A 20,534-nucleotide genomic window follows, 5' to 3' on the forward strand; every position below is an offset into this window, starting at 1 on the left:
AATCAAATGGCAGAAGACTTTTATCGGTTAGCTGCCTAGAATCTCCCAAGTGAAAGTCTCCTGCTAATTCAGCACACATCAAACCATCGGGGTCTTAAATAGCTGTAGAACTAAAACAGGGCAAATGGATAGTTCAGAAGGTGTGGCTTATCCTGCTAATAGTGGGAATAGTAAATTGAAAGTTAGTTTCTTACCTAAAGGTTTACGTTGGCTGCCATTTACGAAAGGCGATTATTGGGTTTTACGCGTAGATCCTGAATATAAAGTTGCATTGGTAGGTGGGCCATCGACGAAATATTTATGGCTTCTTTCTAAGACACCAACAATTGATGACGCTACTTATAATTCATACCTTGAAACAGCGAAACAACAAGGTTACGACTTATCTAAGCTCATCAAAACTCCTCATCGGACACCATAAGTTCTTAAAATTTAATCAGGTATCTCAGTTTGATACCTGATTTTTACTATTAATTTTAGCTTGTGATTTACATTTTTTAGAGCAATATTGAACTTCATTCCAACATCTTTCCCATTTTTTACGCCAAGAAAATGTGAGTTGGCAATTTAGACAAACTTTCTCGGGTAAATGTATTTTTTTATGCATTTTTAGAGTTCTTCGATTTGATTTTGAAGGTGGGAGGCACGTTTTAAAATACGATTTTGTTCAGATAATTCTAATTTATCCCATTGCTTATACATCATTGTCATCCGCGGATTTGAACTAAAAAAGACTCGATTTCGATGTAGAAAGTCCCAATATAAACTGTTGAATGGGCAACTATCATGATCAGTTTTGGTTTTTACATTGTAATGGCAGTGTTCACAGTAATTAGACATTTTATGAATGTAATTACCTGATGCTGCATAAGGTTTACTTGCAACAAGACCAGCATCTGCAAATAAAACCATTCCATGAGTATTTGGAAGTTGTACCCATTCAAATGCATCAGCATAGACACTCAAATACCATTCATTGACTTGCTTGGGTGAGATGCCATTCAGTAATGTGAAATTACCAATCACCATCAAGCGTTGAATATGGTGAGCATAAGCATTTTCCAAAGAGTTTCTTAAACATTCATGCATACATTGCATTTTTGTTTCAGCAGTCCAAAAATAGCTGGGCAAGTCTCTTTCAGCATTTAATTTATTGAGATCACGATAATTTGGCATACACAGCCAATAAATGCCGCGAATAAATTCACGCCAACCTAGTATTTGTCGAATAAAACCCTCAGCAGCGTTCAACGGAATTTGGTTATTGTAATAAGCTGATTCAGCAGCATCACAAACTTCCTTGGGTGACAGCAATCCACAGTTTAGGTAGGGAGAAAGGAGGCTATGGAACATATAATCTTGTTGGTTCACCATAGCATCTTGATATTGACCAAAATGGACTAATTGATGTTGGATAAAATGGTCAAGGGCTTGAAGAGCCTGTTGACGTGTAGTTGCCCAGTTGAAATGATCAATTTGACCAATATGATCTTGAAACTCTGCTTTAACTAAAGCGATCACATCTAAATCAATTTGGTCATGAGTAAAATATAAAGCAGGAGAAATAGAGGGGGTTCCATTCCACTTTTGACGATTATCACTATCAAAATTCCATTTTCCTCCAATTGGTTTATCCGCCTGCATCAAATAGCCTGTTTGCTGTCTTAACTTTCGGTAGAAAAACTCCATCCGTAGGACTTTGGCAGTTGAACTCCATTGTTTAAAAGCTTGAATCGAAGAGAAAAAACGATCGTCTATAAGGATTTGTATGGGAATGTTAAGTTCTTTTTCCCAACTATTTTCCATTTGATATTGTAAGCGGTATTCTCCACATGCGGTTATGACTAAACCTTTTGCCTCTTGTTTATCTAATTGAGACTTAAGAAATTGAAGAAAATTGTTTGTTGTTTTTGAACGCTCAAAAACTTGATAACGAACAGTCCATCCTTGTTGTTTAAGATGTTTGGCAAAATGTCGCATTGCACTAAAAATGAGTGCAATTTTCTGAGAATGATGTTTTACGTAAGTGGTTTCTTCAACCAGTTCTGCCATTAAAATCACATCTTCATGTTTATCAAGTCGTTTTAATGTGGCGATTTCTTCCGAGAGTTGATCACCTAAAATTAAACCGTAGCGCATAAGCTTTCACGCTTAAAAATTTGAATATAGTTTTTCGGTTGTAAAGTTCTTGTGAATACTGCAATTCTTTTTAATCGTATTGGATTGAGAGCTTTTAAATTAAGCAGCATGGGCACTTAAATAAATGGCTAAAACTTGAATATAGACTATGAAATATTTTCAGTGAAAGAAACAGGTGACATCAAACGTGCATCTAATTTTTGACCGTAACAATTACAGCTCAGCGTTGGTTGAATGACATTGCCACAGCTTTTGTGTGAGTTACATTAATCATCCAATTTTTTGGCATAGCCATTGCTTTATGCTGGTTGAAAAATATCTATGCTCAGGCTCTTGGAAGAGATGCAAAGTATTTTTCGTTTGTTTCCTTCTTGAAACATATTTCACCATATTTTTTGTATTTTTGGAGTGAAATCTTTTGCTTATCGCTATATTTCTGAGAATATATTTTTAAGTATGAAGTATATTTTATCGTTCTGATTTCAATAAAATTAGGATCTTTAAAATGCGACCTTTGCAAAAGGGGAAAAGGTTTCATAATTTGGATTGCACTAAATTGAGCTGTTTTTAATTTTTGCACCAAACTGGGATGAACTCACATTAGGTGAAATTGAATTTCATCATGCTGTGAGATTTTATTTTGACTCATAGCATCATTAAAAATAGCAAAGCCCTAATCTCTGTTATTTTTAGCATATTTTTATCTTTCAATATTTTTTTAAAAATATATCGATTTCTGAGGGAAAAGTGGCATGCCGATCAATATGAAAGCGATCCGTGTTTTATGTACTATCTTTGGTTGTAGCGTATTTTCTAGTAGCAATGTTTTTGCGAATGAGTCTGTAACGGTCTATGCCGCAGCAAGTTTGACCAATGCGGTGAATGAATTAGATGCAATCTACGAACAAAAAAATAAAGTTGAAGTAAAGACTTCTTATGCGGGTTCTTCAACGCTAGCTAAGCAGATTGAAGCAGGTGCGCCAGCTGATGTATTTATTTCGGCCGATGTGCAATGGATGGATTATTTACAGAATAAGCAGCTTGTTTCAGCAAGTGATCGCGTGAATTTATTGGGTAATCGTTTGGTAGTGATTGCTCCCAAAGCTCGTCCAATCAAATTAAAAATAGATAAAAGTTTTGATTTCACTAGGGTTGCTCAAGGTAAATGGTGTACAGGTGATACCAAGAGTGTACCTGTTGGGAAATATGCAAAGCAGGCTTTGAATTCGATCGGCTGGTGGGATAAGGTTTCAACTCGCCTAGTGGAGACAGAGGATGTACGTGCTGCCTTAAACTTTGTGGCACGTGGTGAATGTCAGGTGGGTATTGTGTATGCGACCGATGCTGTGATCAGTAAAGATGTGGTAGTTGCAGGTATATTTCCTGAGAATACGCATCCACCGATTATTTATCCAATAGGTTTAGTAAAGAAGAATACAGAGTCAATGAAATTCTATAAGTTTTTACAAAGCAGTCAGGCAAAAAAAGTATTTAAAAAATATGGTTTTAGTGTACTTAAGTAATTAAATGATGATTCTGACTCCTGAAGAACTTGAGGTGTTGCTACTGTCATCTAAAGTGGCAGCAACATGTCTGATTGTGAGTTTAATTCCTGCTATTTTGATTGCTTGGGTTTTGGCTCGAAAAGAGTTCTGGGGAAAATCACTATTTGAAACACTGGTTTTCTTACCTTTAGTGTTACCACCAGTTGTACCTGGTTATTTGTTACTTCAAATTTTTGGCAATCGAGGTATCTTAGGGCAATACCTTGCACCCTTGGGTTTAGAGTTTGCGTTTAATTGGAAAGGGGCTGTGTTGGCTTCTGCAGTGATGGGTTTTCCGTTATTGGTACAATCAATTCGACTCGCCATTGAACTGGTCGACCAGCGCTTAGAAATGGCTGCAAAAACTTTAGGTGCATCTTCCTTTGGGGCATTTATGCAGGTGACATTACCTCTTGCCAGTAGTGGTATTTTGGTGGGGAGCATTTTATGTTTTTGTCGAAGTTTGGGTGAGTTTGGTGCAACGATTACTTTTGTTGGCAATATTGCCAGTGAAACACGGACACTGCCTTTAGCGATGTATAGTCTGATGCAGCAGCCTGATACTGAAGCCGCAGTATGGCGATTGATTATTTTGTCTTTATCTGTGGCGTTTTTTGCGTTGTGGTTTGCGCAATGGTTCAATCGTTATCAAAAAAATAAGCGTGGTCGTTAAGCATGATTGATTGCCATATCCAACTTACCCAAGGACAATTTTCTCTAGATCAACGCTTTCAATCCGATCAGTCTGTGATTGGTTTATTTGGAGCTTCAGGTTCAGGAAAAACTACGATTTTGCATAGTATTGCTGGGTTGATTAAACCCCAATCAGGTTGGATTAAAATACAGAATCAAACATGGTTTGATCGGGAGCAGAACATTAACCTGAGTACACAACAGCGTCGGATTGGTTTGGTATTTCAGGATGCGCAGTTATTTCCTCATAAAAATGTAATGCAGAATCTATTGTTTGGTTTCAAACATATTCGCCCCGAGCAGCGTCAGTTTGAACTCGACTATATTGTTGAATTGCTTAAATTGGAGCATTTAACTGAAAGGATGCCGATTAAGCTCTCAGGAGGGGAAAAACAACGTGTTGCACTTGGGCGTGCCTTGCTGTACTCACCACAATTATTATTATTAGATGAACCACTTTCTGCTCTTGATTCCGCGCACAAAAAAGAGATTATTCCTTTCTTTCAAAAAATCAAAGTAGAGCTCAAAATTCCGATGCTGTATGTGAGTCATGATAAATCAGAAATCGAACAACTCACTCACGAGATTTGGTATCTATAAATAACGTTGTAATAAAGCAAGAAACTTTTGTATTTCTTCTTCATTAATATGTTCAGCATCCTTTAGTACGTGTTCTTTTAAGTGTTGTTCAATTAATTGATTCATTAAACCATTTACAGCACCTTTAACAGCGGCGACTTGCTGTAAAACTTCGATACATGAACTCTCTGGATTGGTTAATGATTTTTCAACCGCGGTAATTTGTCCTTGAATGCGCTTCACTCGATTAAGAATTTTTTTGTCATGGTGTAGATGAGACATACATTTTTCCTGAAAAAATATATACTAAGGGGGAGTATATTTTAAAGTTAAAGCAAATGCAGCATACTAACCTAGAAAGACGCCATTCTCATCAATTTGATCAGGGAAATCCTTTAGCCCAGAAAAAGATTTTGATCGCCACAATTTTGACCGCTGTGATGATGATCTTAGAAATCTTAGGGGGATGGATTTTTAATTCGATGGCGTTACTGGCTGATGGTTGGCATATGAGTTCCCACATGCTAGCACTAGGTTTGGCTTACTTTGCTTATCGAATGGCTCGACAGTATGCAAGTGACTCCCGATTTAGTTTTGGAACATGGAAAATAGAAATTTTAGCAGGCTATAGCAGTGCTATTTTATTGATGGTCGTTGCGCTATTGATGGGGATTCAGTCGATTGAACGATTATTTAATCCTGTTACGATTCATTTCAATGAAGCGATTCCAATCGCAGTTGTAGGTTTAGTTATAAACTTGGTCTGTGCATGGTTGTTACATGATGGTGGACATGAGCATCACCATCATCATTCACATGATCACCATCACGATGATCATCAGCATACACACGATCACCATCATCACCATGATTTAAATCAAAAAGCCGCATTTTTGCATGTAGTGGCAGATGCGGTGACTTCAGTGCTCGCAATTATTGCTTTATTTGCTGCAAAATATTTTAGCTGGAATTTTCTAGATGCCTTGCTTGGAGTTATTGGTGCATTACTGGTTGCCAAATGGTCTTGGGGATTAATTCAAGAAACAGGTAAAACCTTATTAGATGCTGAAATGGGACACCCAGTGGTACAAGAAATAAAGGATGTAATTGCCCAACTTCCACAGGTAGAAATCACAGACCTACATGTATGGAAAGTTGGGAAAGGCAAATTCTCTTGTATTTTAGGATTGGAAACATCGATAGCTGATTTGACTCCTGATCAAGTCAAACGTGAGCTATCCATACATGAAGAAATTGTGCATGCCTCAGTTGAAATTCATCATATTTAATATTTCTGAGACTGAAGCTAGAGTCGAATAACTCAACTCTAGCTTAATAGTTTAAACAAAGAGATATAGGATCAAACCACAAAGTGCTGAAGCAAAGATCACGTAAAGAACATTAATCTGAAATTTAAAGAGTGCGATCATCGCTGCAATGGTAATGATTGCCGCTTCGTAATTAAATGCATGATCAAAACCATTTGGCCATAGCACGTGATAGCTAAAGAATAGAGCAAGATTAAGAATGACACCTACAACAGCAGCGCTGATCGCAGTGAGTGGTGCGGTAAACCTAAGCTCGTTATGTGTAGATTCAATTAGTGGTGCGCCAGCGAAAATAAAAACGAAGGAAAAGAGAAAGGTAAACCAAGTAACAATTACTGCACCCACGGCACCTGCAAGAAACAGATGTTCAGTTCCGAGTAAAGCTTGATTAAAACCACCCAAGAATCCTACAAATGCGACAACCATAATTAATGGGCCAGGTGTACTTTCTCCGAGTGCCAATCCATCAATCATTTGAGTGGGATTTAACCATCCGTAATAATTCACTGCACCTTGGTAGACATAAGGCAGCACAGCATATGCTCCGCCAAAGGTAAGCAAGGCTGCTTTAGTAAAGAACCATGCCATCTGAGTATAAGCGTGTTGCCAGCCTAGGCTGAAGGTCAACAGTAAGATCGGAATACACCATAAAAATGCTGCGGTAAGAACAATTTTAGCGAGATTCGCCCAGCGAAAAATAGCATGGGCAGGTGGTGGTGTATTGTCATCAATCAGTGCTGCACCATAATTTTTTTGATTACTTTGATGAGATGCTTGCTGACTAAATAAATGTGGCTGCTTTTTACTGAGTAAATATCCAAGTATTGCGGCACTGAATACAATCAATGGAAATGGGATATTAAAGAAAAATATTGCGATAAATGCAGCAGCTGCAATGAGCCATAAGAATTTATTCTTCAGTGAACGACTACCTATACGATAAGTTGCATGAAACACAATCGCCGTGACCGCAGGTTTGATGCCATAAAATAATCCAGCAATAATCGGCACATCACCAAACTCAATATAAATCCATGATAGGGCAATCAGAATAAATAAAGAAGGTAGAACAAACAGAATGCCTGCAACTAAGCCACCTGCGGTTCGATGCATCAACCAACCAATATAAATGGCGAGTTGTTGTGCTTCAGGGCCAGGTAAAAGCATGCAATAGTTGAGTGCATGTAAGAATCTTTTTTCAGAAATCCAACGTTTCTGTTCGACCAGTTCTTGGTGCATTACTGCAATTTGACCTGCTGGCCCCCCAAAACTAATAAAGCCTAATTTCAGCCAAAATAAAAAGGCTTGCCAAAAAGAGATGCTTACTATGGGGGGGACTGGTGGGTTGATCTGTTGTTGTTGCATGACTATTCTCGAAAAAAATTGGCATATAAGCCATCAAAAACGTAATTGGATAATTCTAATAATTGCTGATCATCTTGGATTTTACTTCTTAATCCCTGAATCACTTTCTCAATTCCAATGGCCTCAGGCGGTTCAATACCTCCTACATCAAGGAAATGCACAATCTCCGCAATTTTCTTTAATGCAGGTTTTTGATGCAGTGAGAAGCTATGCAACAGCACTTCAAAGGTAACCAAATGCTCAATATGGCTAAACGTAGCACCATCAAAGTCAAAGCCTAAAGCAGATGATGGGCAGTCTGTTGGCGCTTCTAACCATAGGAATGTTGCATGAGGGTCAATAAAATTTTGAATGAGCCAACCCGAGGCTAAGCGGTCAATCCAAGGTCGTTTTCGGGTTGCCCACACTTTGTTTTGAAAGTTTTCTTGCAGTAGAGTTTGGATATTGCCTTGGTTCATCTGAGGTTCATTGATTTCGCCTAGACGTAGAATAATTTGTTCAAGGCTATTTATTTCATTGCTGGTCTGTGTTTTGGCTTCTGTTGGGAAAAAGTCAATTTCAATGAGTGAATCAAAATTTTTGCGTAATTTACGAATCTGTTTTAGGGATTCTTTTTTATTGATTTCATTTAGATTTTCTCTTAACCCAATCAATTGCTGATACAGCAAATCATATTCATCTTGGCGACTAAACATTTCGGCCAAATTGAGCTGTTCTGTCGAAGTCGTTTGAAAAATATAGGCTGTACCATGCTCTGAAATGAGGTCATTCGCGATTGGCGTAAATTTTTCTGAATGCTCAGCAGGTAAGAGGTAAACACCGTCTCTGAGTGTTGCTGCGCCACTTGCTTTAATTGACCGCCATACTCGCATACGGGCAGTGGTGCTTTGAGTGGGTAGTGATGAAATGAGTAATGATATATTCATGTAATATACTCAACAAATTTGTTATATATATTACATATAAATTTAATTTTATAAATCTAAAAAATGCATATGCTCATATGTTTTATACAGAAGCGATTTGAAAAATAGATGACAGGAGTCCAATTATTTTGATTTCTTTATCTTAAAAAAATATAAACAACGCATCTTTTCTTATTTTTAATCATAAAGCTAAATACATACCATAAGCCTATATTGTTGAAAGATCATCTAATTATGGGCATCAAGAACTCTAAGCCGCTAATTGTTACAGCGATCGTCCTTGTGGCGATTGTTGCTTTTATTGTCTATCAAAATCAAAAAGATGCTACATCTGTTCAGTCTAAAAACAACAAAGCATTGGTGATTGCCTATCAAACAGGTGTTGATCCGACCAAGGTTGCACAGGCAAATGGAGAATATGAACGTGATACTAATCAAGCAATTCAATGGCGTAAATTTGATGCTGGTTCAGATGTAGTTAATGCATTGGCTTCGGGTGATGTGGTGATCGGCAATATTGGTTCTAGTCCTCTGGCTGCTGCTGCAAGTCGTGATTTACCAATTGAAGTCTTTCTGGTGACGGCTAAATTAGGCGGTTCAGAGGCATTGGTGGTGAGTAACAAATCAGGCATTCAAAAACCTCAAGATTTGATTGGCAAAACCATTACCGTACCATTCGTCTCAACCACGCATTACAGCTTATTGTCAGCGCTCAAGCATTGGAATATTGCGGATAATCAAGTCAAGATTATTAACTTACGTCCACCAGAAATCACAGCAGCTTGGGAACGTGGAGATATTGATGCAACTTATGTTTGGGAACCTGCATTAAGCAAAGTCAAAGCCAGTGGTCATGTATTAACAGACTCGAAACAAGTCGGCGAGTGGGGCGCACCAACCTATGATTTATGGGTGGTTCGTAAAGATTTCGCTGAAAAAAATCCAGAGTTCTTAAAAGCATTCGTAAAAACCAGTTTGAAACAAGTTGAAGCGTATCAGCAAGATCCGAAAGCATTTGAACAAAATGCCGATAATATTCAGAAAATTGCTCAGCTGACAGGCTCTGATGTGAAAGATATTCCTCTACTGTTATCCGGCAATATTTATTTGAATGGTCAGCAACAACACGCGACTTTAGCGGGTGAGTTTGCCAAAAATATTTTCGATACCGCAACATTCTTAAAAAGCCAAGGCAAGGTCGATCAAGTTAAACCTGATTATAAAGCGAATGTCACTACCCAATTCTTACAGCCATAGGAGATCGAAATGAGCGTATTAGCTGCCGAGCATCTTCATTTAACCTTTCCAAAACAGACAGTACCTGTATTGCAAGATATCAATCTGAAGATCGAAGAAGGCACTTTGACTGTGATTTTGGGCGAGTCTGGTTGTGGTAAAACAACATTACTGAATATTTTGGCGGGTTTTCAAAAGCCAAGTTCGGGGTGGATTACACTGGATCATGAAGTGGTGACTGCGCCAGATGCACGTCGTGCAGTGGTATTTCAGGATCATGCGCTATTACCTTGGTTAAATGTCTCTGAAAATATCGGTTTTGCTTTGCAGCTCAGAGGTTTAAAAGAGCAAGACATTCAACAGCAAGTCGATGCAATTCTTAAAATTGTTGGCTTGAGTCATGTGGCTCAAGCCAATATTTGGGAATTGTCAGGTGGCATGAAACAACGGGTTGGAATCGCACGTGCCTTGATCAGCCATGCGGCATTCATTTTATTGGATGAGCCTTTTGCTGCGCTTGATGCTTTTACCCGTGAAACCATGCAGCAGTTGGTGCTAGATTTATGGATTGAACAAAATAAATCCTTCTTCCTGATCACACATGATATTGAGGAAGCACTATTGCTGAGTAACCAATTGGTGTTGATGACGGCTCGTCCAGGCAAGATTGTCGAAACTTTAAAGCTGGATTTTGCAGAGCGTTATAAGCAAGGTGAATCGATTCGTGCGATTAAATCTGATCCAAAATTTATTCAATTACGCGAGCAATTGTTTGAACGTTTACGCGTGCAGAAACAGACAGGGCATGAGGTGGCTGTATGACCGGGCAAGCGGAAAATACAGCTTATGAAGTGAGCAAGGCCGAGGAATTAGGATCGACTAACCAAGCACAGTCTGCCTCGGTTTTTAGTCCAATAGGCGCCTTTTTTACTCGCCATCGTAGTCTAGCCGCATTTGCTGCGTTGGATCAAGGTTTGCAGCAAAAGTTAAAAGGCTTAACGGCTACACACGACATTCGTCAATCTTTCCCGATTGAGCGTTTTGCGCATAATGATGTTGAGCGTAAAAAACTGGAAGAAACCTTTAAGCGCAATCCACCTGTTGTTCATCCTGTGGTGAGAACGCATCCGGTGACGGGGCAGCCGATCTTATTTATCAGTGAAGGTTTTACCACACGTATTAATGAGTTAGATGAAACAGAAAGTACGGAGTTGCTGCAATATTTATTTGCCCATGCGACCAATGAGCAGTTCCATTTGCGTTGGCAGTGGCAGGTGGGTGATGTAGCGATTTGGGATAATCGTTGTACACAGCATAAGGCTTTTTTTGATTATGGTGATGCACATCGAATTATGCATCGTGCCACGATTAATGGCGATGTACCGTTTTATCAAGCAGCGAGTTAAGATTCTATTTCGATTATAAAGCTTGGGTAAAATCCTGAGCTTTTTTATTCTTGGAGCTGAGGTTATTTCCAGTATTTGATACTCGGTAATCTCATCCACAACCTGAGCGAGCCAAAGCGACTAAAGCTTTGGCGAAGCGAAATAAAGCTGAAAATACCTTGCGAAGCTATATTCGCTCCTTATGTAGATGACAATGCCTTTGCTCTTACGAAGCTTCAAACGCTTCTCAGGGCGAAACCAAAGTAACTCCAGCTGAAGGCTTATCCTTAAATTGGATGAGAGCACGGCACGACTCCGCTAAAGCCTATCCTTCAATAAATTAACTCAATATTTAAACGGACTTTAGTGGCTGATTTCACAGGTCTGCTTGTAAACCGAAGGCGCTTGCCCTGTCCAGCGTTTAAAGGCACGTCGGAATTCACGTAATTCGCTAAAACCCAATTGCAGGCTAATCTCACTGATGGACAGGTTTTGTCCCAGTAATTGTTTGGCTTTACGTTCCAATACATTTTGCCGAATTTGTTGAAAACTCAGACCTTCCAATAATAATTGCCGTCTTAAATGGCGTTCGCTGATGTGTAATTGTTCTGCGGCTTGCTGCATCTCGAAACGCTCAGGTAAATGCTGTTCAATCAAATGATCAAGTAAATGTACATAGCCGACCTGATTGAGCCGGTCGATTTCTTTTAAGGCTTGTTCACAGATTTGGATAGCAGTTGCGTAATTGGCAGGGCTGTAATTTTTTAAGCTGCGCTGCAACAGGCTAGTGCTAAAACGCATGATATTCCTGTCACGATTAAATTGAATTGGGCAGCCAAAGATATCATTATATTGCTGTTGATATTCGTTTGCTAAATAGCTGAGCTCAAGGCTCATCACATCATCATGATCACCTAGCATTGCATTTAAACAGGTGATGATGCTGCTGAATAATTCATCATAGAAAAAGGCTTTAAGTTCATTGCAGGGATAGGGTTCAGTGACTTCTAATTCACAAAGATCAGCGTGGATAGAAAAGTCGATATTTAAGACACTGCCAGAAATCCGATGGTAGCGGAGTGCAATGTCTAGAGCATCTGCAACGGTTTTACAGGATTGCATGGCAAAGCCCAAAATCCCCATCGAAATCAGACCTTCGCTACTGCCAAGCTTTAAACCAAGGTCGGGCTGCTGATAGGTGGTCATGGCTTGACCAACCACATCACAGAGTTGGCTAAAACGGACCACAGCTTGGGTTTGCTGTATTTGTGTAATGTCTAAACCTGAATTCTGAAACCATGCAGCATAATCCCACTGTTGCTGCTCTGCATAATGGATCAGGCTCGCCAGAATTGTGGGTGGAATAAATTGCTGTTGATCATTTTTATCGCTGCTACGTATAGGCATAAGTCCGTTTTGCCCCCCAAAGAAAAGTCTCTTTAACCCTGTTGCGTATCGCATAATTTTGATTAACTTTCAACATGCTTTAACACAGTTAGAAAAAGAATCGAAAGGAAGTCGTGATGTATCAGGTGGGTTGGGATAAACAACAAATCAAAATTACACCGAAAGGCTATGCCATGTTTGGTTATGGACAATGGTCACATCGGGCCTATGAACAGCGCACAGCTTTATTTGCACGTAGCTTTAGTATTGTTGATCAGCAGCATCGGCTCATCATTTGCTGTCTGGATTTAGGCTGTATTACCCATGCCATACGCAGTCAAACAGTAGCGCGACTCACACAAATCCTTGATTCACGATTTGATGAAAATCAATTGGTGTTAATGGCTACTCATACTCATTCTGGGCCTGGCGGTTGTGGCTATGAAGCTTTATACAACATGCCGACCCCTGGTTTTGTACCTGAGCATTTAAATGCCATTGTAGAGGCACTTGTACAGAGTATTCAAAATGCGATTGCATCTGAACAAGACACCGAGATTTTTTTAGGGACGCAGCATTTTCCAGAACAGACACCTGTCGCATGGAATCGCTCAATCAAAGCCTATAATCGGAATCCAGAAGTTCAGCCACGTACCGAAGCTGAAACGCATTTAGCCTTAAACAGAGAAATGCAGTTGATCGGTTTCTATCGTGAGCAACAACTACAGTCGTTTATTTCATTATTTGGTGTCCATGCAACCTGTTTGGGAAATTCTTTAAACGCCTATGATGGCGATAATAAAGGCTATGCAGCCGTATTCTCTGAGCAGGCTTTAATTGAGCAAGGGATTCAAAATCCAGTCACGATTTTTGCTCAAGCAACTGCAGGGGACGTATCACCGCATTTTCATGGCAAAGATCAGCTGAAGATTCGCAATAAGATTAAAGGCGAGCAGGAATATCAATACGCACAACAAAATGGTCGTTATCAAAGTGAGCTGGCTTTGACGGCTTTACAGTCCAATATTCCTAAAAATTTACATAAAGTTGAAGGTAAGATTGATGCTGTTTTGTCCTATGTTGATCTGAGTAATATTGAGATTCCAGATGAGTTTGCAGCTGGGCAAAAGCATGCAAAAACCAGTCAGCCTTGTCATGGCACCGCATTTTTTGCAGGAACACCTGTCGATGGTTTAGGTGCACCAAAAGTTTTAATTAAAGGGATGCAGTTTTTAGCCGATCAATTTCGCAAACAGAAAACCAAGCATTCAAAAGCAGTCGATTTTGCAGAATATCAACAACTTTATGCCTCACAGGGACCGAAACAGATTCTATTGGAGGCAGGCACCAAAAAGATTTTGGGTCAGCCGATTGGTTTTCCACCGAGTATGCTTGATCCGTTGATTGCAGAAATGAACCGACAAGTGAAAGCGGGGGCGATTCAGCAGAGTCCTTTAGTCCCGAGCGTGGTTCCCTTACAGATTGTGAGATTAGGTCAATTGGCTTTGATTTGCTGTCCAGGCGAATTTACGACGATTGCAGGACAACGAGTTGTGGAGACAGTGCAGCAGGTTTTTTTAAATCAATCTGATATAGAACGAGTCTGGTTGGCATCGTATTGCAATGATTATATGGGTTATGTCACGACCTATGAAGAATACCAACAACAAGCTTATGAGGGTGGGCATACCTTATTTGGTCAATGGACATTGGCAGCTTGTCAGAGCAAATTCAAAGATTTGGCAAAACAATTGTTGTTAGAAAAAAATAAACGTCATTACGATGAAATGACACGACCACAGCCGATTCCAGAAAACGAACTCGCAAAACGCAGCAATCATGGCAATTTAAAAACTGCCGTTAGCCAAGGAGAGGCAGTATGAGTGATTTAACACAAGGTATCTGGTCGAACTGGTCAGGCTTTCAAAAAGCCAAGCCTCAACAGATTTTACAACCAGTCAATATTCAAGAATTACAGTCGATTGTTTATGAACAGCAAAAAATACGGGTAGTCGGTGCAGGGCATTCCTTTACGCCGTTGGTGTGTACCGATGCGACCTTAGTATCTTTAGATCGAATTTCAGGTATTGCATCTTTCGATGTAGAACACTGTCAGAGCAATATTTATGCGGGTACACGTTTATACGATTTAGATCAGCATTTACAGCAGCAATCCATCAATCAGGCTTTGATGAATCAAGGAGATATTGATCAGCAAAGTCTGGCGGGTGCAGTTTCTACAGGCACACATGGTACAGGTGCAGATTTACATTGTATTTCAGCCTATGTTGAAGCTTTTGAGTTATTGACGGCATCTGGTGAAATCCTAAAATGCAGTCGCACAGAGAACTCTGAAATCTTTGCCGCAGGGCGGGTTTCACTGGGAAGTTTGGGAATCTTAACCAAGATCACTATGCAGAATCGACCTCGCTATAAGCTCAAAGAGCATATTCAACTTTGTCTAGTCGAGGACATGATGCAAAACATTCAGCAATGGAAGCATCAGCATCGACATATCGAGTGTTTTGTATTTCCCCATGAAAAGCAGTTGATGTTGAAAACTTTGGATGAAACCGATGAAGCAATTTTACCGCGGAAAGAGAATTTCCCATCTGATGATACCTTACTGACCTTATGCTCTGAGTTGACCAAAAACTTTCCGTCACTAAATCCTTATTTACAGAAACTATTAGGCATCTTTGTCAAACCAACCACCTATGTCGATTGGTCGAGCAAGATATTTCCAACACCGCGTAATACCAAGTTCAATGAAATGGAGTATCAGATTCCTGTTGATCATGGCATTGAGTGTTTGGATGAAGTATTACATGCTTTAAGAACGTATAAGGTCGCCACCTTTTTTCCGCTCGAATTTCGCTTTGTGAAAGGTGATGATATTTGGCTCAGTCCTTTTTATCAGCAGGACTCGATTTCGATTTCAGTACATCAATATCATAAGCAAGATCCGAAGTTGATTTTTGATGTGGTTGAGCCGATTTTGCAGAAATATCGAGGGCGTCCGCATTGGGGTAAAATGCATCATATGACCAGTACACAGCTTCGAGCTTTATATCCAAAGTGGGATGATTTTATAGCTTTGCGTCAGCAGCATGACCCAGAAGCTAAGTTTTTAAATCACTATCTGAAAAAGCTGTTTTTAGGTTAAATAGAGTTTTTTATGAGTTGAAAGTATTTAACGGAATCATATCGAGTTCTCATCCAATTAAGGGTGAAGCTTTCAGCTAGATTTACTTTGGTTTCATCCTAAGAAGTATAAGCTGTATTTAAACTCTTGCGTTTTGCCAAAGCTTTGGTCGCTTTGGCTTACTCAGGTTGTAGATGACATTCCCTTGTATAAGATGGTTTTTTTAGGATCAGGATTAAATAAAAAAGGTATAGCCATGTTGGATCATTATTTTAAACAACTCAATCTTGACCTAAAAAAACAGGGGATTGCGACCCCGCAACTTATTGTAGATGCGGCTGCGTTAAAACAAAATATCCAACATGTACAACTGCGTTTGTCACATGCACCACATTTAAAAGCACGCTTGGTAGTGAAATCATTAGCAAGCCTAGAATTACTTAAGTTGCTATCTGAACAACTGAATACGCAACGCTTTATGGTATTTCATCAACCGCATATTGTTTCGATCTTAGAAAATTTTGCCGAAGCCAATATTTTGTTGGGTAAACCAATGCCCGCTCAAGCAGTCCATCAATTTTTTGATCAGCATGCGGAGTGGTCAAATGCCAACATTCAGTGGCTGATTGATACCAAGCAACGATTACAACAGTATCTTGAGATTGCTCAGCTCTATGCTCTATCTTTGCATGTGAATATTGAGATTGATGTTGGTTTGCATCGTGGTGGCGTGCAATCGGCAGCACAAATGGTCGAAATATTAAAGTTGATTCAACAATATCCGCAGTATTTGAAGCTTTCTGGTTTGATGGGCTATGATGCACATGTCACTAAAATTCCAGCCATCATTAAAAAACCTGAATTGGCTTATCAAAGCTCACAGCAGACCTATGCCGATTACCAAAAGCTAATTAAACAGCAGTTTCCATCGCTGTGGAGTGATGCGCTGTGTTTTAATGGCGGTGGTAGTCCAACCTTTAGCTTTCATACCACTGAAAGTGTCTGCAATGATTTGTCTTTTGGTTCAATGCTCTTAAAACCAAGTGATTTTGACAGTGATTTTTTAAAGGCTTTACAGCCTGCTTTATGGATTGCATCGCCAGTCTTAAAAGTTTTACCTTTTACCCAGCTGCCATCAATGTCTTTACTCGATAAATTGCCACATAAGTATAAGGCAGTGTTTATTTATGGCGGCTATTGGCTGGCGAATTATGTCTATCCAAAACAAGCGCATCCACATGTATTTTATGGGCGAAGTAGTAATCAGGAGTTGGTCAATGTACCCAAGGATTGTGATATTCAGGTCGATGATTTTGTGTTTTTAAGACCGACACAGAGTGAAGCGATTATTCCTCAGTTTTCTAAGTTGAAGCTTTATCGCGCACATGCTTTTGAGACATGGCAAAGCTTTCGGGAATAAAAAAGCCTTGTGCGATCACACAAGGCTTTGCATTTTGTCTCAGTTTATTGTTTGACAATCAGCACAGGAATATGTGATTCCGTTAAAACAGCACGCGCTACACTACCCAGTAATAAGCGTTTTACGCCTGTACGACCATGTGAACCCATAATAATAAGGTCTGCGCCAATTTCATCAGCTATAAAAATAATGCCTTCACTCGCTGCACCATGCTGAATTTTGGTTTGAACCTCAATTCCATCGCGAATGAAAGATTGAGCAATATCTTGTAGTTGGGTTTTAGCATGCGCTTCAGCCTGCATAAAATGATCGGTAATGGCTGGTGCAACTTGATAAAAATCAACACCGACATATGGATCAACAGCCACCACGCTGAGTACAGTCACTTTTGCCCCTGATAATTTTGCTAAAGACAGTGTATGTTCAACTGCTGCATAAGAAATTGGAGAATCATCAACAGCGACTAAAATATTTTGATAAGACATATTTACTCCTTATAGTTTATCGTTGTAAAAGATAAAAGTATAAGCAGTTGATAACACATTAAACCCACTCTAGCAAATGGGATGATCATCTAAAACCTATGATAACGCTGAAAATAATCTAGAAATATAGGAAATCCCTCAGCAAACTATGGGTCTAAGAGAATCTCTATATTTTTGTAATTTTTCTTCATATTTATCGGCATAGGAACATCTGTGTTAGTCAGTTTAGAAGCATTCAAACAACAAAAGTTTGATCAAGTCACAGCAAAAATTATGGCGGATCCAGAGAGTTATCTCGCATTTGACTCAGTTTCAGATTTTTATAAAGCTGAATGGCTAGATGAGTTTCCACAAGGGGCGACATGGTCTGCTACAGGATTAGATGATGGCGCTGAGCAGTTTTATGCAGTCATCGAATATGGCAATCACTATCTCTATATCAGCCGAACGGAGCGAGTAACGGTAAAATTAGGTATAAGACATCATTACAATAAAAATTATTAATCCGGGCAGTCATTAATTTTTACATGTTCAGATTTTGTGATTGAAATGAGAATGATATAATTTGCTGCGATGATGAAACCTTAATTAAAACTAAACGGAAATTTAAAAAATGGCACATCAATTTACGGTAAATGAAACAATTCATGGCGTTTCAATTGAAGATTTTTCAAGATTAGTTGCTATGACTTCATTGCATGAAGCAGTATGTAAGCGTATTCCAGGTGAGAACTTAGAAATTATTGAATCTGCTGTAAAAGGTGATATTTATACCTTACGTCGTGAATATAATCTTGATGTGAATATCCCAGATGTGGCTAAAAAATTATTAAAAAATGCATTCCGTTTAAAACGTTCTGATATTACTGATTTAAAAAATTTAACCTCAACTGTAGAGCTAGGCGCAAACTTACCTTTAGAAGCAAAAGCTGAACGTAAGGTAACAGGTAACAGTAACCAAGTAGACATTACTCTGACCTGGACGGTAAAGGTGAAAGTACCTTTGATCGGTGGAATGCTTGAAAAGCATGCAGAGGGCGAGATTCGCAAGTTTAGCCAGCTTGAGATTGAAATTGTTGAGGATGAATTAAAGAAAAACCTTTAATTTAGATGCGATAAAAGAACTCTCCGTAAGGGGAGTTTTTTTATTTTAGAAGCGTAGAAAATAGGGCAATATTGAGATAACCACACCGATGACACTTAATAAAGTCGTACTTTCGATAAAATAAGGATAAATCATCAGAACTAAACCGCAAACTAAAGGCACAGTCATTTTTTGCTTTTTGCCATACATAAAATAGCCTAAGCCAATCGAGCCAAAGATGACACCTAGAAAAAGTTGAGTTGCATTCATTGTTTTATGCCGTGAATTGAATTTTTATTATGTAAATAATATGACAAGATTCTTAAATGAAAATGATAGAAGCCAAATTCATTATCCAATAGTATCAATCTAAGTTCGATTTAAAAATTATAAGGTTCTGTGATGAGTGTAATTTTGCCAGTAGCGCAACGAGGTGAAGAGATTTTAAAAATTAAAGCGACTGCGGTTGCTGAGGGGGAGTTTAATAGCGAGTGGCTATTGCAACTGGCTTCTGCGATGCATGCCACTATGCTTGAACGTAATGGTGTAGGGATAGCAGCGCCACAAGTGTATATCTCTAAGCGAGTGATCATCGTTGCTTCTCGTGCCAATCCTCGGTATCCAGATGCTCCTGAAATGGATCCTGTGGTGATGGTGAACCCTGAGATTTTAGAATTTTCTCAAAGTACCTGTTTGGGTGAAGAAGGTTGTTTGAGTGTAGCAAATGAGCGTGGGCAGGTTGAACGTGCTGAGGCAATTAAATTGCGTTATTACACTTTACAAGGTGAAGTGATTGAAACGAACTTTGAGGGTTTTCCTGCACGAATTGTGCAACATGAAGTGGATCATTTAGATGGTGTGTTGTTTGTGGATAGATTGAGTGCTTAGAAAATAAAAACAATGAAGCCTTACAATAAAAACTTAAAACTTCCATCACGGGATTTACGAAGTAACATGACTGATGCAGAACAATTGCTATGGTCAAGATTGCGCCGTAAACAGATTTTAGGGTTACAGTTCTATCGACAGAAACCTTTATTAAATTATATTGTGGATTTTTATTGTTCCGCTGTGAACCTTATTATTGAGTGTGATGGGGGGCAACATTACACTGAAGATGGTCGTTCGGCTGACCAAATTCGTGATCAAGCTTTAAGTGAGTTAGGACTTGTTGTGCTGAGGTTTAGTAATAGGCAGATTTTGACTGAGATTGATGGGGTGGTTGAGAAGATTTATTGTGTTGTTGAGCAAAGATTAGAACTTATTAAATTAGAATCCCCCTAAATCCCTCTTTAAGAAAGGGTGACTTTCCGTGAATTTTATGATGGTAGTGGATTCATGTTACTCCCTCCTTTTTAAAAGGAGCTAATAGAACTTAAAATTTATTCTAGGCTTTAGTGCTTTATTATTTGATATGGAAAGTATATGAATATACCTTGGGCTTTTGATTTTATCTTTGAAGATTTTGCATTAGGAGATGTTTGGGAGGCTACTCTCGCTGCTATAATTATTGCAATAGTTTTTTTCTGGATTCGAGAAAGAGTTTTTGGGCTACCAGACTTTTCGGGTCAGTGGTTTTTAAAATCAGTAACAAATACAACTGTATATAGACCTTATGAGAAAATGGAATTACAGCATAATTTATTTTTACGGCTAGAAGGAAATAATATAAGAGGCGCTTCTGAAAAAATTTACGAAGATTCAAGTTATGGAAAACGAAAAACACATTTGAGACATATGATGTGTGCTGAATTAGCAGGAGACTTTCACTTGGGAGATTCTAGGCAGCTAACCGATAAAAGTCTTCTGCCATTTGATT

General features: G+C 39.0%; 22 protein-coding genes and 2 pseudogenes. 16 read left to right on the forward strand and 8 right to left on the reverse strand.

The window, feature by feature from the left end; genetic code table 11:
- Window positions 1–79: 79 nt before the first annotated feature.
- Window positions 80–421: pseudogene (locus tag M5121_RS14065) on the forward strand (lipocalin family protein); the annotation flags it as partial.
- A 24-nt stretch (window positions 422–445) separates the two neighbouring features.
- On the opposite strand, the gene M5121_RS15895 reads toward M5121_RS14065, so the two are convergent.
- A complete protein-coding gene (locus tag M5121_RS15895; protein ID WP_283772313.1) occupies window positions 446–607 on the reverse strand; it encodes a DUF2256 domain-containing protein in 162 nt (53 codons plus the stop codon).
- 2 nt (window positions 608–609) lie between these two features.
- Window positions 610–2,139 carry a cryptochrome/photolyase family protein gene (locus tag M5121_RS14070; RefSeq protein WP_249571521.1) on the reverse strand — a complete coding sequence of 510 codons (1,530 nt, stop codon included), beginning with the start codon at window positions 2,137–2,139 and terminating at the stop codon, window positions 610–612.
- A gap of 752 nt (window positions 2,140–2,891) precedes the next feature.
- Here M5121_RS14070 and modA point away from each other — a divergent pair.
- Genes modA through M5121_RS14085 form a run of 3 tightly spaced genes read left to right on the forward strand, consistent with a single transcriptional unit; the run spans window position 2,892 to window position 4,976 of the window.
- Window positions 2,892–3,662 (forward strand): molybdate ABC transporter substrate-binding protein, encoded by a 771-nt coding sequence (modA, locus tag M5121_RS14075; protein WP_502798288.1) that lies wholly within the window; start codon window positions 2,892–2,894, stop codon window positions 3,660–3,662.
- 4 nt (window positions 3,663–3,666) lie between these two features.
- Window positions 3,667–4,356: a molybdate ABC transporter permease subunit gene (gene modB, locus M5121_RS14080; RefSeq protein WP_249571522.1), complete on the forward strand. Its 690-nt coding sequence runs from the start codon at window positions 3,667–3,669 to the stop codon at window positions 4,354–4,356.
- Window positions 4,357–4,358: 2 nt separating this feature from the next.
- Window positions 4,359–4,976 (forward strand): ATP-binding cassette domain-containing protein, encoded by a 618-nt coding sequence (locus M5121_RS14085; protein WP_249571523.1) that lies wholly within the window; start codon window positions 4,359–4,361, stop codon window positions 4,974–4,976.
- On the opposite strand, the gene M5121_RS14090 is transcribed toward M5121_RS14085, so the two are convergent.
- Complete coding sequence (locus tag M5121_RS14090) at window positions 4,971–5,237, reverse strand: metal/formaldehyde-sensitive transcriptional repressor (protein ID WP_004913737.1); 267 nt, start codon at window positions 5,235–5,237, stop codon at window positions 4,971–4,973. The two genes, M5121_RS14085 and M5121_RS14090, sit on opposite strands and share 6 nt — an antisense overlap.
- A gap of 56 nt (window positions 5,238–5,293) precedes the next feature.
- Between M5121_RS14090 and dmeF the strand changes: the two genes are divergently transcribed.
- Complete coding sequence (dmeF, locus tag M5121_RS14095; RefSeq protein WP_249571524.1) at window positions 5,294–6,244, forward strand: CDF family Co(II)/Ni(II) efflux transporter DmeF; 951 nt, start codon at window positions 5,294–5,296, stop codon at window positions 6,242–6,244.
- A 51-nt stretch (window positions 6,245–6,295) separates the two neighbouring features.
- On the opposite strand, the gene chrA is transcribed toward dmeF, so the two are convergent.
- Both chrA and M5121_RS14105 read right to left on the reverse strand, forming a co-directional pair.
- On the reverse strand, window positions 6,296–7,648 hold the full coding sequence (gene chrA / locus M5121_RS14100; RefSeq protein ID WP_249571525.1) for a chromate efflux transporter: 1,353 nt from the start codon (window positions 7,646–7,648) through the stop codon (window positions 6,296–6,298).
- 2 nt (window positions 7,649–7,650) lie between these two features.
- Window positions 7,651–8,574, reverse strand: a complete 924-nt coding sequence (locus M5121_RS14105) for a chromate resistance protein ChrB domain-containing protein (RefSeq protein ID WP_249571526.1) — start codon at window positions 8,572–8,574, stop codon at window positions 7,651–7,653.
- A gap of 216 nt (window positions 8,575–8,790) precedes the next feature.
- Between M5121_RS14105 and tauA the strand changes: the two genes are divergently transcribed.
- Genes tauA through M5121_RS14120 form a run of 3 tightly spaced genes read left to right on the forward strand, consistent with a single transcriptional unit; the run spans window position 8,791 to window position 11,216 of the window.
- Entirely contained in the window at window positions 8,791–9,831 is a 1,041-nt protein-coding gene (gene tauA, locus M5121_RS14110) for a taurine ABC transporter substrate-binding protein (protein ID WP_249571527.1), read from the forward strand.
- A gap of 9 nt (window positions 9,832–9,840) precedes the next feature.
- Entirely contained in the window at window positions 9,841–10,632 is a 792-nt protein-coding gene (locus tag M5121_RS14115; RefSeq protein WP_249571528.1) for a taurine ABC transporter ATP-binding protein, read from the forward strand.
- Window positions 10,629–11,216: a TauD/TfdA family dioxygenase gene (locus tag M5121_RS14120; protein WP_502798289.1), complete on the forward strand. Its 588-nt coding sequence runs from the start codon at window positions 10,629–10,631 to the stop codon at window positions 11,214–11,216. The genes M5121_RS14115 and M5121_RS14120 overlap by 4 nt, the downstream gene beginning before the upstream one ends.
- Before the next feature lie 342 nt (window positions 11,217–11,558).
- Here the strand turns inward: M5121_RS14120 and M5121_RS14125 are convergent, their stop codons facing one another.
- Window positions 11,559–12,656, reverse strand: coding sequence for an AraC family transcriptional regulator (locus M5121_RS14125; RefSeq protein ID WP_249571529.1), 1,098 nt, complete (start codon window positions 12,654–12,656; stop codon window positions 11,559–11,561).
- A gap of 62 nt (window positions 12,657–12,718) precedes the next feature.
- Here M5121_RS14125 and M5121_RS14130 point away from each other — a divergent pair, with 62 nt between their 5' ends.
- The 3 genes from M5121_RS14130 (at window position 12,719) to M5121_RS14140 (ending at window position 17,146) form a co-directional block, all read left to right on the forward strand.
- On the forward strand, window positions 12,719–14,464 hold the full coding sequence (locus M5121_RS14130; RefSeq protein WP_249571530.1) for a neutral/alkaline non-lysosomal ceramidase N-terminal domain-containing protein: 1,746 nt from the start codon (window positions 12,719–12,721) through the stop codon (window positions 14,462–14,464).
- On the forward strand, window positions 14,461–15,747 hold the full coding sequence (locus M5121_RS14135; protein WP_249571531.1) for a D-arabinono-1,4-lactone oxidase: 1,287 nt from the start codon (window positions 14,461–14,463) through the stop codon (window positions 15,745–15,747). The genes M5121_RS14130 and M5121_RS14135 overlap by 4 nt, the downstream gene beginning before the upstream one ends.
- 235 nt (window positions 15,748–15,982) lie before the next feature.
- On the forward strand, window positions 15,983–17,146 hold the full coding sequence (locus tag M5121_RS14140; protein ID WP_249571532.1) for an alanine racemase: 1,164 nt from the start codon (window positions 15,983–15,985) through the stop codon (window positions 17,144–17,146).
- A 44-nt stretch (window positions 17,147–17,190) separates the two neighbouring features.
- Here M5121_RS14140 and M5121_RS14145 read toward each other — a convergent pair whose 3' ends face one another.
- The gene (locus tag M5121_RS14145; protein WP_087543420.1) at window positions 17,191–17,631 is read right to left on the reverse strand and encodes a universal stress protein; all 441 of its coding nucleotides are present in this window, start codon (window positions 17,629–17,631) and stop codon (window positions 17,191–17,193) included.
- A gap of 213 nt (window positions 17,632–17,844) precedes the next feature.
- Here M5121_RS14145 and M5121_RS14150 point away from each other — a divergent pair, with 213 nt between their 5' ends.
- Together M5121_RS14150 and M5121_RS14155 are read left to right on the forward strand one after the other, a co-directional pair.
- Entirely contained in the window at window positions 17,845–18,135 is a 291-nt protein-coding gene (locus M5121_RS14150) for a hypothetical protein (protein WP_249571533.1), read from the forward strand.
- A 109-nt stretch (window positions 18,136–18,244) separates the two neighbouring features.
- Complete coding sequence (locus tag M5121_RS14155) at window positions 18,245–18,736, forward strand: DUF2505 family protein (RefSeq protein ID WP_005161389.1); 492 nt, start codon at window positions 18,245–18,247, stop codon at window positions 18,734–18,736.
- 45 nt (window positions 18,737–18,781) lie between these two features.
- Here the strand turns inward: M5121_RS14155 and M5121_RS14160 are convergent, their stop codons facing one another.
- Window positions 18,782–18,985 carry a hypothetical protein gene (locus M5121_RS14160; RefSeq protein WP_050041691.1) on the reverse strand — a complete coding sequence of 68 codons (204 nt, stop codon included), beginning with the start codon at window positions 18,983–18,985 and terminating at the stop codon, window positions 18,782–18,784.
- A gap of 132 nt (window positions 18,986–19,117) precedes the next feature.
- Here M5121_RS14160 and def point away from each other — a divergent pair, with 132 nt between their 5' ends.
- The 3 genes and pseudogenes from def to M5121_RS14175 form a co-directional block, all read left to right on the forward strand.
- A complete protein-coding gene (gene def, locus M5121_RS14165) occupies window positions 19,118–19,603 on the forward strand; it encodes a peptide deformylase (RefSeq protein ID WP_249571534.1) in 486 nt (161 codons plus the stop codon).
- Between the two features lie 12 nt (window positions 19,604–19,615).
- On the forward strand, window positions 19,616–19,999 hold the full coding sequence (locus tag M5121_RS14170) for an endonuclease domain-containing protein (protein WP_249571535.1): 384 nt from the start codon (window positions 19,616–19,618) through the stop codon (window positions 19,997–19,999).
- Between the two features lie 141 nt (window positions 20,000–20,140).
- Window positions 20,141–20,534 (forward strand): annotated as a pseudogene (locus M5121_RS14175) (hypothetical protein); the annotation flags it as partial.

This window comes from Acinetobacter sp. ANC5681 (genome assembly GCF_023488045.1).
In the GTDB taxonomy this organism is placed as follows: Bacteria; Pseudomonadota; Gammaproteobacteria; order Pseudomonadales; family Moraxellaceae; genus Acinetobacter.

Bases quoted from the DNA above. Each gene is read 5' to 3' on its own strand.
- M5121_RS15895 (WP_283772313.1), bottom strand. From the start codon at position 607: ATGCATAAAAAAATACATTTACCCGAGAAAGTTTGTCTAAATTGCCAA.
- M5121_RS14070 (WP_249571521.1), bottom strand. From the start codon at position 2,139: ATGCGCTACGGTTTAATTTTAGGTGATCAACTCTCGGAAGAAATCGCC.
- modA (WP_502798288.1), top strand. From the start codon at position 2,892: ATGCCGATCAATATGAAAGCGATCCGTGTTTTATGTACTATCTTTGGT.
- modB (WP_249571522.1), top strand. From the start codon at position 3,667: ATGATGATTCTGACTCCTGAAGAACTTGAGGTGTTGCTACTGTCATCT.
- M5121_RS14085 (WP_249571523.1), top strand. From the start codon at position 4,359: ATGATTGATTGCCATATCCAACTTACCCAAGGACAATTTTCTCTAGAT.
- M5121_RS14090 (WP_004913737.1), bottom strand. From the start codon at position 5,237: ATGTCTCATCTACACCATGACAAAAAAATTCTTAATCGAGTGAAGCGC.
- dmeF (WP_249571524.1), top strand. From the start codon at position 5,294: ATGCAGCATACTAACCTAGAAAGACGCCATTCTCATCAATTTGATCAG.
- chrA (WP_249571525.1), bottom strand. From the start codon at position 7,648: ATGCAACAACAACAGATCAACCCACCAGTCCCCCCCATAGTAAGCATC.
- M5121_RS14105 (WP_249571526.1), bottom strand. From the start codon at position 8,574: ATGAATATATCATTACTCATTTCATCACTACCCACTCAAAGCACCACT.
- M5121_RS14115 (WP_249571528.1), top strand. From the start codon at position 9,841: ATGAGCGTATTAGCTGCCGAGCATCTTCATTTAACCTTTCCAAAACAG.
- M5121_RS14120 (WP_502798289.1), top strand. From the start codon at position 10,629: ATGACCGGGCAAGCGGAAAATACAGCTTATGAAGTGAGCAAGGCCGAG.
- M5121_RS14125 (WP_249571529.1), bottom strand. From the start codon at position 12,656: ATGCGATACGCAACAGGGTTAAAGAGACTTTTCTTTGGGGGGCAAAAC.
- M5121_RS14130 (WP_249571530.1), top strand. From the start codon at position 12,719: ATGTATCAGGTGGGTTGGGATAAACAACAAATCAAAATTACACCGAAA.
- M5121_RS14135 (WP_249571531.1), top strand. From the start codon at position 14,461: ATGAGTGATTTAACACAAGGTATCTGGTCGAACTGGTCAGGCTTTCAA.
- M5121_RS14140 (WP_249571532.1), top strand. From the start codon at position 15,983: ATGTTGGATCATTATTTTAAACAACTCAATCTTGACCTAAAAAAACAG.
- M5121_RS14145 (WP_087543420.1), bottom strand. From the start codon at position 17,631: ATGTCTTATCAAAATATTTTAGTCGCTGTTGATGATTCTCCAATTTCT.
- M5121_RS14155 (WP_005161389.1), top strand. From the start codon at position 18,245: ATGGCACATCAATTTACGGTAAATGAAACAATTCATGGCGTTTCAATT.
- M5121_RS14160 (WP_050041691.1), bottom strand. From the start codon at position 18,985: ATGAATGCAACTCAACTTTTTCTAGGTGTCATCTTTGGCTCGATTGGC.
- def (WP_249571534.1), top strand. From the start codon at position 19,118: ATGAGTGTAATTTTGCCAGTAGCGCAACGAGGTGAAGAGATTTTAAAA.
- M5121_RS14170 (WP_249571535.1), top strand. From the start codon at position 19,616: ATGAAGCCTTACAATAAAAACTTAAAACTTCCATCACGGGATTTACGA.